The organism is Streptomyces lancefieldiae (genome assembly GCF_031845825.1).
GTDB lineage: Bacteria > Actinomycetota > Actinomycetes > Streptomycetales > Streptomycetaceae > Streptomyces > Streptomyces lancefieldiae.
The window spans coordinates 25,262-39,839 of record NZ_JAVRFH010000014.1 but is presented as its reverse complement, the minus strand read 5'-3'; the positions used below and the strand labels follow the sequence as shown (position 1 = coordinate 39,839).

Annotated in this window: 10 protein-coding genes; 8 read left to right on the top strand and 2 right to left on the bottom strand. The window is 71.4% G+C overall.

Annotated features, from left to right (window positions below; translation table 11 throughout):
- Positions 1 to 765 (bottom strand): MlaE family ABC transporter permease, encoded by a 765-nt coding sequence (locus RM812_RS16455; protein WP_311573302.1) that lies wholly within the window; start codon positions 763 to 765, stop codon positions 1 to 3.
- The gene (locus RM812_RS16450; RefSeq protein WP_311573301.1) at positions 762 to 1,766 is read right to left on the bottom strand and encodes an ABC transporter ATP-binding protein; all 1,005 of its coding nucleotides are present in this window, start codon (positions 1,764 to 1,766) and stop codon (positions 762 to 764) included. Before RM812_RS16450 ends, RM812_RS16455 begins: the two co-directional genes overlap by 4 nt.
- A 740-nt stretch (positions 1,767 to 2,506) precedes the next feature.
- On the opposite strand from RM812_RS16450, the gene RM812_RS16445 reads away from it, so the two are divergent.
- The 8 genes from RM812_RS16445 to RM812_RS16410 all read left to right on the top strand — a co-directional run bounded on the left by RM812_RS16445 (position 2,507) and on the right by RM812_RS16410 (position 14,563).
- Complete coding sequence (locus tag RM812_RS16445; protein WP_311573300.1) at positions 2,507 to 3,139, top strand: hypothetical protein; 633 nt, start codon at positions 2,507 to 2,509, stop codon at positions 3,137 to 3,139.
- 120 nt (positions 3,140 to 3,259) lie between these two features.
- The gene (locus tag RM812_RS16440; protein WP_311573299.1) at positions 3,260 to 4,846 is read left to right on the top strand and encodes a DUF6801 domain-containing protein; all 1,587 of its coding nucleotides are present in this window, start codon (positions 3,260 to 3,262) and stop codon (positions 4,844 to 4,846) included.
- Between the two features lie 34 nt (positions 4,847 to 4,880).
- Complete coding sequence (locus tag RM812_RS16435) at positions 4,881 to 5,831, top strand: hypothetical protein (RefSeq protein ID WP_311573298.1); 951 nt, start codon at positions 4,881 to 4,883, stop codon at positions 5,829 to 5,831.
- 213 nt (positions 5,832 to 6,044) lie between these two features.
- Complete coding sequence (locus tag RM812_RS16430) at positions 6,045 to 7,253, top strand: helix-turn-helix domain-containing protein (RefSeq protein ID WP_311573297.1); 1,209 nt, start codon at positions 6,045 to 6,047, stop codon at positions 7,251 to 7,253.
- A 769-nt stretch (positions 7,254 to 8,022) separates the two neighbouring features.
- A complete protein-coding gene (gene lanKC / locus RM812_RS16425) occupies positions 8,023 to 10,629 on the top strand; it encodes a class III lanthionine synthetase LanKC (RefSeq protein WP_311573427.1) in 2,607 nt (868 codons plus the stop codon).
- Between the two features lie 35 nt (positions 10,630 to 10,664).
- Positions 10,665 to 10,793, top strand: coding sequence for a mycelium formation morphogenetic lantipeptide SapB (ramS, locus tag RM812_RS16420; protein WP_003972313.1), 129 nt, complete (start codon positions 10,665 to 10,667; stop codon positions 10,791 to 10,793).
- 135 nt (positions 10,794 to 10,928) lie between these two features.
- Complete coding sequence (locus RM812_RS16415; RefSeq protein WP_394816460.1) at positions 10,929 to 12,725, top strand: ABC transporter ATP-binding protein; 1,797 nt, start codon at positions 10,929 to 10,931, stop codon at positions 12,723 to 12,725.
- On the top strand, positions 12,722 to 14,563 hold the full coding sequence (locus RM812_RS16410; protein WP_311573296.1) for an ABC transporter ATP-binding protein: 1,842 nt from the start codon (positions 12,722 to 12,724) through the stop codon (positions 14,561 to 14,563). Before RM812_RS16415 ends, RM812_RS16410 begins: the two co-directional genes overlap by 4 nt.
- The last annotated feature ends 15 nt before the right edge of the window (positions 14,564 to 14,578 follow it).

The window sequence follows — 14,578 nt, the reverse complement described above, 5'->3', positions numbered from 1 at the left end:
TCAGCCTCCCTTCGGCGGGACGAGTTGGAGGTAGACGGCCGTCATCACCATGTTGACGAAGAACAGCAGCAGGAAGGTGATGACGACGGACTGGTTGACGGCGTCACCGACGCCCTTGGGGCCGCCGCGCGGGTTCAGGCCGCGGTAGGCGGCGACGATGCCGGCGATGAACCCGAAGACCAGGGCCTTCAGTTCGCTGATGTAGAGGTCGGGCAGCTGGGCGAGGGCGGAGAAGCTGGACAGGTAGGCGCCGGGGGTGCCGTCCTGGAGGAAGACGTTGAAGACGTAGCCGCCGAGGATGCCGACCGCGGAGACCAGGCCGTTGAGCAGGACCGCCACCCCCATGGTGGCCAGGACCCGGGGCACCACCAGGCGCTGCACGGGCGAGACGCCCATGACCTCCATGGCGTCCAGTTCCTCGCGGATGGTGCGGGAGCCGAGATCGGCGCAGATGGCGGAGCCGGCGGCACCGGCGATCAGCAGGGCGACGATCAGCGGGCCGGCCTGCTGCACGACGGCCAGCACGCTGGCGCCGCCGGTGAAGGACTGGGCGCCCAACTGCTGGGTGAGCGAGCCGACCTGGAGGGCGATCACGGCGCCGAACGGTATCGAGACCAGTGCGGCGGGCAGAATGGTGACGCTGGCGATGAACCAGAACTGTTCGACGAACTCCCGGAACTGGAAGGGCCGTCGGAAGATCGCGCGGGCCACCTCGGCGGCGAGTGCGAAGAGCTGTCCGGTCTGCCGCAGCGCGCCGGTGATCATGCGCCGCTCCCGGTGCTGGGCACGGCCGGCCCCGGCGCGCCGGCGTAGGTGCGCTCGATGGCCTCTCTGGCCGCGGGCGGGAGCCGGTCGAGCATGCCGAGGACCCGCTCGCGGCGCCGGGTGACGGCGCGGCGCGGCGGAAGGCCGGGGGACGGCTCCAGCTGCGGGACGATCTCACGGGGCAGGTCCGCTCCCGCGGGGCGCGGTCCGGCGGCCTCGGCGGCGAGGGTGGCGGCGTCCTTCTCCTCCGACATCCCGATCGGGCCCTCGCGCCGTCCGGCGAGGAACTGGGCCACGACCGGCTCCTCACTGGTGAGAAGGACCTCGCGCGGGCCGAAGGTGACGAGTTCGCGCCGGAAGAGCATGCCCATGTTGTCGGGGACCGTGGCGGCGATGTCGAGGTTGTGGGTGACGATCAGCATCGTCGCGTCTATCTGCGCGTTCAGGTCGATCAGCAGCTGGGAGAGGTAGGCGGTGCGCACGGGGTCGAGTCCGGAGTCCGGTTCGTCGCACAGGATGATCTGCGGGTCGAGCACGAGCGCGCGGGCCAGCCCGGCCCGTTTGCGCATGCCACCGCTGATCTCCCCGGGCAGTTTGCCCTCGGCGCCCAGCAGACCGACGACCTCGATCCGCTCCATGACGATGCGGCGGATCTCCGACTCCTTCTTGCGGGTGTGCTCGCGCAGCGGAAACGCGATGTTGTCGAAGAGGGACATGGAACCGAAAAGGGCGCCGTCCTGGAACATGAGCCCGAACATTTTGCGGGTCTCGTAGATATCCCGCTCGGGACTGTTCACCATGTCCACCCCATTGATGAGGACACGTCCGCGCTCCGGTTTGAGCAGTCCGATGAGCGACTTGAGAAACACGGTCTTTCCGGTACCGGACGGACCGAGCATGACGCTGACCTCTCCGGCGGGCAGGGTGAGGCTCACGTCCTGCCAGATCTCCTGCCTGCCGAAGGACTTGGTGAGCCCCTCGACCACCACTTCGATTCCCATATCACCTCCAAAAAGACCGTGGCCGGTGTGCACCGCGGAGCGCACGTTAAGTCGGCGCACCGTTCACTGACAATAGGTGGAGCGTCGGGTTTCGCAGGCTCCCCCGTTCTTTGTCACCGCGCAGACAACCCACGTCGCGGTCTTTGTCTCCGCGGTGTGGGGCAGGGCCGCGCGGGCCCCGGTGGGGGGTGAGGCTCCGCGCGGCCCTGCCGACGGACGTCCGCCTCGGAAGGAGGGCAAGGCCGGAAATCATCCGTCGCGCCTCTCGGTATGGGGGCACCCACCAGGAGATAGCGCCGCATCCGGCACGCTACGGCCGAGTAACCTTCGCAAGCAAGAGAGGGATCTGACTTTCCCTCATGTTTTGGTTCGGCCACCGGAGGTTTGTCAGTGCGCCGATAAAGAACGAGCTCATATTTGTCACGAGGTGAGCAGTGGAGGGTGAAACGGACACGGGGGAGCGACCCGTCGGGCCCCCTGGGGGCCCGGTGAGCGATCGGCCGGCGCCGGCGTCCTTAGCGGCGGATGACTAACCCGGCTCCTGGACTGCTCACTCCGGGGGCAGATGTCTCCCCCTCCACAAAGAATCATGGTCGACGCCATTGTCCGGCTAAGTTTCCCGCAAGTAACGTCGGTGGCCGCGGTCGAGTTATTCAGCCGCGGGCCGCCCGTTCTTCCATTTCACCGGTTCGGTCGCGGCCCTCCTCTGCCGGTCAATCCACAAGGAGAGTCCCAGAGCCATGAAGAAGCCCATCAGAAGAATCGCCGTCGTGGCGGGAGCGGGCGCCGCCGCCTTCGGCATGGCCGTCGCCCCCGCCTCGGCCGTGCCCTCCACGATCTGGACCGTCACCCCGTCACCGGCCAGTTTCACGGCGACGAACGTCGGGAACATCGTGCTGACCGCCAACATCCCGATGACGTGTACGACGTCGAGCGCGTCGGGCACGATGGCCAGCGCCACCGGCAACCCGGCGGCGGTGGCCTCCATCAACGCCATCAACTTCGGCACCAGCGCCCAGCCGTGCACCAGCGTCCTGGGCAACGTCACGACCACCGCCGTCACTCCGTGGTCGGTCGTCGCGCAGGACTACACCGCGGCGACGGGCGTCACCAAGGGCTACGTCGGCAACGTCAAGGCGAAGGTGAGCGCGGGCGCCTGCGTCTTCACCGTGGAGGGCACGGCCGCCGCCACGTACACCAACTCCACCGGCACCCTCGCGGTCAACAGCGTCTCCGGTCAACTGGTCGTCACGTCGGCCAGCGGTTGCGGCACCGTCGTCACGACCGCCACCAAGCCCACCTTCAAGGGCAACTACGCGGTCAAGGTGACGGGCACCAGCACCATCCCGCAGATCGTCGGGTCCAACCCGTAAGGGAGACGAGTCGCCACCGCCCGGCCGGTGATCCCGGCCGGGCGCACGTGGGCCGTCCGCCCGCGCCCCCGTGCCGTCGCCGGCCGCCCGGCCCGTGGATCGAACCGAGTGGAGTGACACATGAGAGGTCCCCGTACCGCCGTCCGACGGACGGCCCGCAGCCGTGCCCGCAACGCGACGATCGCCGCGTTCGTCGTGCTGGCCGCCACCGTGCCCGCGGCGGCCGTCGCCGCCGGGTCCCAGCAGGTCGACGAGGTGCTGCCCTACGTGTGCGCCCTCCCCTCCGGGGAGCAGACCGTCACGGTCCGGGTCACGGCGGCCTTCCCTGACCGGGCGGCGGCGGGCGAACCGATCGTGCCCTCCGACGTCACCACCACGGTCGAACTGCCCCAGACGGCGGTGGCGGACCTCACCGCACGGGGCGCGGCCGGCGTCCGGGCCGCGACCCGGCTCGACGTCGGCGTCGCGCAGAACGAGGCCACCGCTCGGGCCACGTGGCGTGGCAGCACCCAGCCCGTGGCCCTGCCCGCCTCCGGGCCCCTGACGCTGACCGCGACGGGCGACGTCCCCTCGGTCACCGGGCAGGGCGCGGGCGAACTGACGTTCTCGGCCGGAGACCTGGCCCTCGACCTGACGCCGACCACCGCCGACGGCGGCGCCACCGACCCGGCCGCGCTGACCGTCGACTGCACGCTCGCCGCCGACGCCCCGGACGGTGGCCGGCTGGCCGCCGTACCCGTCGGGCCGGATGCGGTCCCGGGTACGGACGCGCCCGGCGCGTCCCCGTCCGGATCGCCCTCCGGGGCGTCCTCGCCGTCGGCCACGCCGGGGCTGGAGGACGAGGCGCCCGCCCAGCGGCAGGGCGACCTCGCCCCCGAGGTCGCCGAGAACCCGCCAGGCGGCCCCGCCGCAAAACGCGACGCGCCCGAGTGCCGCTACGACGCCGGGTACCCGGCGGGCCCCACGTCGCTGAACGCGTACATCACCGGCTACACGAACGTGAACAAGCTCAAGAGCGCCACGCGGATCCCGGTCTCCTGCACCCTGATCGAACAGGGGGAGCCGCAGTTCGAGTTCTACCCGGACTTCAGCGGCGCCACCATCACGCAGCACTCCTCCGGCGACCTGTACTACCAGGGCCGCAAGCAGACGCCTCCCTTCGAGGCCACCTTCCTGACCTTCGACTTCACTCCGACCAGGGCCACGATGGTCCTGGAGCAGACCGGCCCGCTGACCATCGACTCCGCGGGCGCCACCGACTTCGTGTTCACCAGCACGGACACCTGGATCCGGGTGCCGCTGGTGCTCAGGGTGACCGCGCTGGAGGTCAACGGCACACCCCTGGACGTCGGTCCCGACTGCCGTACGGAGAAGCCCCTCAAGTCACCCGAGCCGGACCCCGCGAAGCACCCGGGCGACCACCTGGTGCTGCACGGCAGGGGAGAACAGACCACCGGTCAGCCGGCCACCGGTTACCTGCTCACGTCCGGCGGCCCCCTCACCGGCGAGGTCACCGTCCCGGCCTTCACCGGCTGCGGCGCCGGAGGCGAGGACCTCGACCGCCTGCTCACGGCCTCCGTCTCCGGCTCCGGCAACTACGTCAAGCAGATACAGGGCCAGACCTGCTTCGTGTCCGCCGAGGTGCTGAACCCGGACGAGTGCACCCCCGACGGGCAGCCCCTGGAGATCCCCCGTCCCGAACGCTGACCGACTCCCCTCCCCCTAGACGGAAGGCCATCCCATGAACCGGTCCTCTCTCGGCACCAGACTCGCCACCACCACCGCCGTGCTCGGCACCGCCCTCGCCGCCTTCGCCACCACGGGCACCGCGACCGCCGCGGCCGCGCAGCCGAACGGCGAATGGGCGCCCTTCACCCGCTGTCCCGTGGACGCACCGGCGATGCTGGACGCGGACGGCCTGGCCCGGACCCCGCAGTGCGTGGTCTCCACTTCGCCGAACGGCTCCATCAAGCTGGGCAAGACCACCGTCGTGACGGGCCGCACCAACCTTCAGATGGGGGTCGTGCAGAACTCGGACGGAACCAGCTCCGTCGTCGCCCCGCCCGCCGGCGCGATCATCGCCGACTCCGCGACGGTCCCCGGCGGACTGCTGGGGCTGATGTGCCCGAGCAACATCCCCGCGATCACGACCATCTGCGAGCAGCTCTCCAACAGCACCCTCAACAAGATCACGGCCACGGTGGAGTCCGTCGGCGCGCCCTACGACTTCGACCAGACCGCCGGCATCCTCACGGATCTGCCGATCGTCGCCATACCGGTCCGCATCCACCTGGAGAACCCGTTCCTGGGCAGCAAGTGCTACATCGGCACCAAGTCCGACCCGATCGTCCTGCGTCCGCGGAACCTGGAGTACCCGGAGTTCGGGATGTCGTTCTTCAAGGGCGACGGCACCGTGACCGAGGACGGGGAGATGAGCCGCATCAACCTCATCGGGGCGACGCAGAACGACAGTACCTTCGCGGTGCCCGGCGCCAGCGGCTGCGGGCTGGGGCTGCTCGGCATCATCGACGCGGCGGTCAACGCCAAGACCGGGCTGCCCTCCGCCGCCGGGAACAACAGCCTGACACTCAACGACACCCGGACTCACCTCGCCGGCCTGACCGCGCCCGGCACCGTGGCACCCGACGCGGGCCGGCTTCTCTCACAGAACTGGCACTCCGCCGTCAAGTAATGGCCGCGCAACGACGATTCTCAGCCGTCCCGGCAGTGGTGCCCCGTATCGGCGCATCGAAATGTGCACAGACTGTGTACGTCCCATCGAACATGATTTAGCTTCAGCAGCCCAGACACACAGCACCTGCAACCCGGTCGTGTGCGTCCCCAGTGGGCGGGGCGCGCACGACCGGCACACACCGGGCGCATCGGCGAGCAAGGGACGGCACTCATGCCTTCAAGCACGCGGCCGCCGGAGGTCGGCGAGCCACTCGAGCCCCTTCCCAAGGAGTTCGCGGCCTTCATGAGACCGGAGTTACCCGGACTCATGAAGGAGATACGCGTCGAGGTCACCCGGGCCTACCCGGTGTACGGGCGCCTGCTCAACGGCCCGAACGCGGACGCCATCCGGCAGGGGGTCGAGCAGGCCCTGTCCGCCTTCGTGGACCGCGTCGCCGACCCGGGCAAGAACGCCGCGCTGCGCGACGAACTGCTGCGCAAGTTCGGCCGCGTGGAGGCCTACGAAGGCCGTGAGCTGGACACCCTCCAGGGGGCCTACCGGCTCGGCGCCCGCATCGCCCTGCGCCGGGCCAATGCCCTGGGCCAGCAGTACCGGCTCTCCCCCACCGTCATCCTCGCCTTCGCCGACGCCCTCTTCGCCTACGTCGAGGAACTGGAGGGCATCTCCCGCGAGGGCTACGTGGAGGTGCAGTCACGGGCCTCCACCGAGGTCTCGGCACAGCGCAGACGGCTGCTCCACCTCATCCTCGCCGCACCGCCCCTGCCCCAGTCGCTCTCCGGACTCTGCGAGGCGGCGGCCTGGCAACTCCCCACCGACGTCACCATGGTCGCCCTGCGGTCGCCGGCTCCCGAGCATCTGGAGGCGGGCCTGGCCGGCGACGTCCTCGCGGACCTGGACGTCCCTCATCCGCACCTGCTGGTACCCGGCGAGCTGACCCCGGAGCGCCGGGCGATGCTCGACGCGGCCCTGGGGAGCACACACGCCGTGGTGGGCCTGACCGTGCCGCTGGCCCAGGCGGCCGACTCCATTCGCTGGGCACGCCGCGTGCTCCAGCTGATCGACGAAGGCGTCCTGCCCGACGAGCCCGTGGTCCGCTGCGAGGACCACCTGGTCGCCCTGTGGCTGCTGTCGGACCCGCCCCTCGTCTCCCACCTCGCGGCCAGGGAGCTGGCCCCGATCGAGGGGCTGCCCTCCAGCCGCCGCGACCGGCTCGTCGAGACCCTGCGGGTGCACGTCTCGACCCGGGCGCCTGCCGAGCAGGTGGGTGAGATGCTGGGCGTCCATGCCCAGACCGTCCGCTACCGCCTGCGCAACCTGGACACCCACCTCGGCGACCGCCTCGCCGATCCCGACCACCGCTTCGCTCTGGAGGCGTCCCTGCGCGCCCTCCACCTGCTCGGCGGGGACCGCTCGCAGTAGGCGGCGCGGACCTCCGGGACGTCACCGCCCGGGGGCCCCGGCGCAGGCGCGCGGGCGGCGGGGCGCAGGGCCCGCCCCGACCTGTCGAGGGTCACCCCGACGACTGACACGTCCTGCGGCTGTCGCCGCTTCTCCGCCTCGGGACGAGGCCCTTCGGAGTGCGACGGCCGTCCCGGCCCGTGTCTTCGGTCTCGATCGAGACCTCGGCACCCTTCAAGGAAGGATCGCCGGTCTCACCGTCATCCACGGGGACCCCTTCGCCGGTCGGCTCAACCACCCAGCAGACCCCGGGGCCGGTCAACGAAGCGGTGTCCCGCCTGTCTTCTGGAAGACGTTGTTCTGAACCTTGTTGCCGCTGCTGCCGTCGCTTGCGCGGACCGGATCACCGGAGATGACCGTGTGACAGGAACGCTGCCCGGTTCACGCCGACACCGACAGCACTTCCCGCTGTCCGGGACTGTCCTGGGCAGCCTGCCCACCCGTGTTGCCGAGTCCCGCCACCCCTCTCGGCCGCGGACGACGACACGGCCCTCGCCTCGCCCCGACCACCGACCACCGACCACCGACCACCGATCACCGATCACCGATCACCGGAACGACTCGCCCGGTCCTCGACCGCCTCCACGGCCTCCGCCACGACCGACCGCTCAGCGGGCGGGCGAGGTTACCTGTGCGTTCCGCACGCCGGAGAGATGACAGCGGTGACTGTCCCGGGCGCCGCGGCGCGTGACAGCGTCTTCCTCGGCATCGACCGATGAGTGGAGAAGGCGTGAACAAGGGCTACGCCGTGTACTGCGACGCAGATCCGCACTTCTACGACGCGCCACACCGCGCAGCCCCCGGCACCCGTGCGGCGGGCTCCCGCTACGCGGCGGCGTCCCTGCCCGCACCGGCCGGATGGCAGCGAGGTGAGAGCGGTGACTGGCTCGCCCTGCGCCCGTCGGCCGTGGAACTGCCGCCGCAGGGCTGGAAGATCCACGTATCCGCCTGCCTGGACAATGCCGAGTCCGTCCTGGAGCGCGTGCGGGCCTACTGCCTCGAGCGCGGCGTCGCGTTCAAGTTCGTCCCGAGCCGCTATCTGCTGCACCAGCGCAACGCCAAGTACGCGGACCGTGCGGGCAGCGGCAAGTTCATCACCGTGTATCCGGCGGACGAGGAACAGTTCGAGCGCCTCGCGGGCGAGTTGGCCGCGCTGCTGGCCGGTGAGCCCGGACCGCACATCCTGAGTGACCTGAGACTTGGCGACAGCCCGGTCCACGTGCGGTACGGCAGCTTCACCCGTCGCAACTGCTACGACGAGGACGGGGAGTTGCGGCCGGCCGTCGCGAACCCCGAGGGGATACTCGTTCCCGACCTCCGCGGCCCCGTGTTCCGGGTCCCCGACTGGGTGAGTGTGCCGGGCTTCCTGCGAGCCCACGTCGACGCGCGGGCGACGGTGACCCTGGCCGACATCCCGTACACCGTCGAGTCGGCGCTGCACTTCTCCAACGGCGGTGGTGTCTACCGGGCGCGCGACCTGCGCACAGGTGAGCTCGTGGTCCTCAAGGAGGCCCGTCCTCACGCCGGGCTGGCGGCCGACGGCGCCGACGCGGTGGCCCGGTTGCACCGCGAACGCCGGGCCCTGGAGCGACTGTCGGGTCTGCCCTGCACGCCCGAGGTGCGTGACGGCTTCACCGTCGGTGACCACCACTTCCTCGTCCTGGAACACCTCGACGGCAAGCCGCTCAACACCTTCTTCGCCCGGCGTCATCCGCTCATCGAGGCCCGACCCGACCAGCGGCGGCTGGCCGAGTACACCGAGTGGGCACTCGACATCCACACCCAGGTCGAGCAGGCCGTCGCGGACGTGCACGCCCGCGGTGTCGTCTTCAACGACCTGCACCTCTTCAACATCATGGTCCGCGACGACGGACGTGTGGCCCTGCTGGACTTCGAGGCCGCCCATCACGTCGAGGAGCCGGGCCGGCAGACGGTCGCCCATCCAGGGTTCGTGGCACCCCCCGGCCGGCAGGGCCCCGCTGTGGACCGTTACGCGCTGGCCTGCCTGCGGCTCGCCCTGTTCCTGCCGTTGACCAGTCTCCTGGCGCTGGACCGGCGCAAGGCGGAGCATCTCGCCGATGTGGTGTCACAGCAGTTCCCGGTTCCGCGTGCCTTCCTCGACGCGGCGGTCGACGAGATCACCGGCGCTGCGACTCGGCCACCGGCGGCGCGACGGAACAGGGAGCACTTCGTCCCGGTGGAGCCCGGTGACTGGCCCGACAGCCGGGACTCGATGACGGCGGCCGTCCGCGCGTCGGCGACCCCGTCCCGCGAGGACCGCCTCTTTCCCGGCGACGTGGCCCAGTTCGCCACCGCGGGCGGCGGGCTCTCGTTCGGCTACGGAGCGGCCGGAGTGCTGTACGCGCTCGCGGAGAGTGGTGCCGAACGCGACGAGGACGAGGAGCAGTGGCTGCTCGAGCGGACGAAGGAGCCACCATCAGGAATGCCGCTGGGCTTCCACGACGGAATCGCGGGGATCGCGTGGACCTTGGAGTACCTCGGCCACCGCGACCGGGCGCTCGACCTCACCCGGCTGATCCTCGAGCACCCCTTGGAGGACCTCGCCGGGGACCTGCACAGCGGCACGGCCGGAGTGGGCCTGCTGCTGGACTCGCTGGCTGCCTCCACCAGCGACACCGCCCTGCACGCCGCGGCCCTGCGGTGCGCCGAGCTGAGTGCCCGCGGCCTGCCGGACGGGCGGTCCGACCGGCGCCGCCGAGCCGGTCTGCTGTACGGCGCGACGGGCAGCGCCCTGCTGTTCCTGCGTCTGTACGAACGCACAGGTGACACCAACCTGCTCGACCTCGCCCGCGACGCACTGCGCAAGGACCTCTCGTGCTGCGTCCGGGGCGCGGGCGGCGCCCTCCAGGTGGACGAGGGCTGGCGCACGATGCCGTACCTGGGAGCCGGCAGTGTGGGCATCGGCATGGTGCTCGACGACTACCTGGCGCACCGCCGCGACGAGCAGTTCGAGCAGGCGCGGACCGAGATCGTGCGCGCCGCGCAAGCCATGTTCTACGCCCAGCCGGGTCTCTACCGCGGGGTGGCCGGAATGGTGCTGTACCTCGGCCGGACGGCGGCCACCGGTCCGGGCACGGGGCCCGAGGCAGTCCGTCGCCAGATCGACGCGCTGGCCTGGCACGCCATGTCCTACCGCGGCCGGCTCGCCTTCCCCGGCGAGCAGATGATGCGCCTGTCGATGGACCTCTCCACCGGGACTGCCGGGTGCCTGCTGGCCATCGCGTCCCTACGCGGTGACCGGCCCGCCGGCCTGCCGTTCCTCCCCCCACCGCGGCGTGAGCCGCGGCCCAAGAGCCGGTCCCTCCAGGGACCGTGAAGAGAACACCCGTTGCCGTACGAAGGGAAGAACACATGAACCTGTTCGATCTGCAGTCGATGGAAACCCCCAAGGAAGAGGCCATGGGGGACGTCGAGACCGGCAGCCGCGCCAGCCTGCTGCTCTGCGGCGACAGCAGCCTCAGCATCACGACGTGTAACTGACGTCCGAAGCGGCCCGCCGTGGCAACCGCGGCGGGCCGCGCGTTCGGTACAGGCGCCGGGACCTCACCGTCCCGGCGCCGGTACACCGCGCCTCATGGCCGCGGACGGCGAAGAGGCGCGAGGAGGGGCAGCCTGGTGGGAAACAACCCGGTCCGGCGGCGGCAGACGCCTTCGGCGCCCGACTCGTACGACACGGAACCGGGCCCTGTCCCCGCACTGCTGGTCCTGGTGTGCTCGGTGGCCGCGGCAGCGGTCGCGGTCGCCCAGCCCTTCGTCCTCGGCCGCACCCTGGATCTGCTGCTGCACGACAGAACCGCCGGGGCCTGGCTCGCGGCGAGCGCCGCACTGCTCGTCGGTGAGATCCTGCTCGACAGCCTGACCGCGCTGCTCACCGGCCGGTGCACCGCCGACTGGACCGCCTCGATCCGCTCCCGCGCCCTCTCCGGGATGCTGCACGCCGTCCCGGACCTGGTCACCCGGTACGCACCCGGGGACGTCGCGACACGACTGACTCTCAACGCCTTCGACGCGGGCGGCGCTCCGGCTGCCAGGGCCGCACTGGCGGCCTCGCTCATCACCCCCGCCGGCGCGCTCGTCGCGCTGGCGGTCGTCGACATGTGGGTCGCCGCGTGTGTCCTGACCGGCCTACCGGCCCTGGCGCTGGTGCTGCGGACCTTCGCACGTGACACGGGAACGTCGGTGCGGTCCTACCAACGCGTGCAGTCGGACATCGCGGACCGGCTGGTGGAAACCCTGGACGGCGCGGAAACCATCGCCGCCGCCGGCACCGCGGTCCGGGAACGCGAACGCGTACTGCGTCCGTTGACCGAGCTCGCCGAGTTGGGCAGACGCATGTGGGTGCTGCACGGGCGGGCGCTGGCGACCGGCGGGGTCCTCGTCCCGCTGCTGACGCTGGCCGCCACCGCTGTCGGTGGCCTGCGGCTGGGAGCTGGAGCCCTGAGCGTCGGAGAACTGCTCGCGGTGTGCCGGTACGCACAGCTGACCGCGGGATTCGGCAGTGCGGCCACGCTGCTCGGCGGGGTGGTCCGGGGCCGGTCCGCGAGGGAACGCACCACGGCACTGGAGCAACTGCCCGCCCTGCCTTACGGGTCCCGGGTCCTGCCCCCGGACGGCCCGGGTGCCCTCCAGTTGCGCGGCGTACGGGTGCTGCGGGAGGGAACGGAGGTCCTGCGGGTGGACGAGGTGGTGGTGCCGGGCGGCCTGACCGCCGCGGTCGTGGGCCGCAGCGGTGCCGGCAAGTCCGTCCTGGCCGCCGTGGCCGGACGGCTGATCGATCCCGACCAAGGAGAGGTGCTGTTGGACGGAACGCCTCTCGACCAGTTGACCCGCCCGTGCCTGCGCGCCGAGGTCGGCTTCGCCTTCCCGCGTCCGGTACTGGGCGACGGCACCGTGGCAGAGGCGGTCGCGGCCGGACCACGCACGGTGTCACCGCACCAGGTACGAAAGGCCCTCCGCGTCGCGGGCGCCGACACCTTCGTACGCCGCCTTCCCGACACGTACGACACCCGGCTCGCCGACGCCCCCCTGTCCGGCGGCGAATACCAGCGGCTGGGCCTGGCTCGCGCGTTCGCCCACGCGGGCCGACTACTCGTCATGGACGACGCGACCTCCAGTCTCGACACCGCCACGGAGCACGCGGTGGACCTGGCACTGCGCCGCACTCTCGGTGCCGCCACGCGGCTGGTCGTGGCACACCGCCCGTCGGTCGCGGCCCGAGCGGATCTGGTGATCTGGCTGGAGAACGGACGGGTCCGGGCGGTGGGCCCCCATCGGCAACTCTGGGGGGAGGCCGCCTATCGCGCGGTGTTCACCACCGAGGAGCACGGTGGGGAGCCTCTCGGCACCCGAGTCGGCGGTGACGGGTCCCCGCGGGGACGGATCGCCTCCCTGCGCGACGACGTGCGGCCGTGACGTCCGTCGAGGGCAGCCGTGCCCCGGAGGCCCGCAGCGGGTCGCCGTCGCTGCGCCGGCTCCTGCCGCCCGCCCGTCGCTTCCTGGCCGGACGCAAGGGCGTTCTCGTACGACTCGGAGCGTGGTCGGTGGTCGAGTCGGCGCAGACCTTCGTGGCCGGTTACGGCGTCGCCCGAGCCGTCGATGGGGGATTCCTCGTCGGTGACACGCTCACGGGACTGGGCTGGCTCGCGGTCGCCGGCGTCACCGTGGTCCTCGGAGCACCTGTCGTCACGGGTGTGTTCGCGCAGCTGGCCGGGCTGACGGAGCCGCTGCGCGACCATCTCGTGCGGCGGGCGGTCGTCCAGTCGATGGCCCGGGCCCTGGCCGGCCCCGGCGGCGGGGACCGTGCCGCTGTGTCACGGCTCACGAACCAGGTCGAGATCGTGCGGGACAGCTTCGCCGGCCTCGTCCTCACCCTGCGTTCGTTCGTCTTCACCGCCGCCGGAGCGCTGGTGGGACTGTTCTTCCTGGACCCCGCTCTCCTGGTGGTCGTCGTGCCGCCACTCGTCGGCGGCCTGACGTTGTTCCTGGTCACGTTGCGTCCCATGGCGGCCTCGCAACGGCGCGCCCTCGCCGCCGACGAGGCACTGGGCGATCACGCGGCGCGCACCCGTGGGGCGCTGCGCGACATCACCGCCTGCGGAACGGAGGCGGAGGCGGCACGGTACGGAGCGCGGCTCATCGCCGAAGCCGCCGCCACATCGCGTGTCCTCGCCCGCTGGGCCGCGGTGCGCGCGACGGCCCTCGGTGTCGCCGGCCAGGCGCCGGTCCTGCTCCTGCTGGTGGCCGTGCCGTGGCTGCGTGGAAGAGGAGTCACCACCGGCGCCCTGCTGGGTGCGTTCACCTACCTCGCCCAGGCCCTGCTGCCCGCCCTGCACACCCTCATGACGGCGATCGGCGCTGCGGGAACCCGACTGCTCGTGGTCCTGGACCGGTTCGCCGGGACGGCGTCGCCGCCGTTTCCCACCGACATGACACCACATGCGCCGCACACGCCCGTCACCGCGAGCGCCGACGGACCCGAGCAGGCTCGCCGCCCGCTCCGGGATGCGCCTCGGACGCAGTGCGCGACCCACGCGCCCGCGGTGGAACTACGTGCGGTGACGGTGGCCTACGGGGCACGGGCGCAACCGGTCCTCGACGCGCTCGATCTCCGCGTCGAGGACGGCGAGCACCTGGCGGTCGTCGGGCCCAGCGGCATCGGCAAGTCGACCCTCGCCCGCCTCATCGCAGGGACACTCGCGCCCAGCAGCGGCGAAGTCGAAGTGGCCGGCCGTACGATCGCCGGCCGGAGCACCGCCGAACTCTCCGCGCTGAGGGTCCTGGTGCCCCAGCAGGCTTACGTTTTCACCGGAACCGTCCGGGACAACCTCGGCTACCTGCGGCCAAACGCCCGCCGGGCCGACATCGAGGCAGCGGTGCGGGAGCTCGGCGCCGCCCCTCTCGTCGAGCGCCTGGGCGGCCTCGACGCGCCGGTACGGCCCCATGACCTCTCACAGGGCGAGCGCCAACTGATGGTCCTGACGCGCGTACACCTGTCCATGGCTCGTCTGCTCCTCCTCGACGAGGCCACCTGTCATCTCGACGCGGCGTCCGAGGCGCGAGCCGAGGTGGCCCTCGCGCGACGTCCGGGAGCGCTCGTCGTCGTGGCACATCGCATCTCGTCCGCGATGCGGGCCGACCGGATCCTGGTGCTCGACGGTGTCGGTGCGACGTGCGGCACCCACCGGGATCTGCTGGACCGTTCACCTCTCTACCGTGATCTGGTGGGGCACTGGGGCGGAAGCCGGAAGTGACCCACGCCTGCCACA

What these genes read in the sequence shown, in the direction of transcription:
- RM812_RS16440 (WP_311573299.1), top strand. Translation starts at nt 3,260, where the DNA reads ATGAGAGGTCCCCGTACCGCCGTCCGACGGACGGCCCGCAGCCGTGCC.
- RM812_RS16455 (WP_311573302.1), bottom strand. Translation starts at nt 765, where the DNA reads ATGATCACCGGCGCGCTGCGGCAGACCGGACAGCTCTTCGCACTCGCC.
- RM812_RS16435 (WP_311573298.1), top strand. Translation starts at nt 4,881, where the DNA reads ATGAACCGGTCCTCTCTCGGCACCAGACTCGCCACCACCACCGCCGTG.
- RM812_RS16450 (WP_311573301.1), bottom strand. Translation starts at nt 1,766, where the DNA reads ATGGGAATCGAAGTGGTGGTCGAGGGGCTCACCAAGTCCTTCGGCAGG.
- RM812_RS16445 (WP_311573300.1), top strand. Translation starts at nt 2,507, where the DNA reads ATGAAGAAGCCCATCAGAAGAATCGCCGTCGTGGCGGGAGCGGGCGCC.
- ramS (WP_003972313.1), top strand. Translation starts at nt 10,665, where the DNA reads ATGAACCTGTTCGATCTGCAGTCGATGGAAACCCCCAAGGAAGAGGCC.
- RM812_RS16430 (WP_311573297.1), top strand. Translation starts at nt 6,045, where the DNA reads ATGCCTTCAAGCACGCGGCCGCCGGAGGTCGGCGAGCCACTCGAGCCC.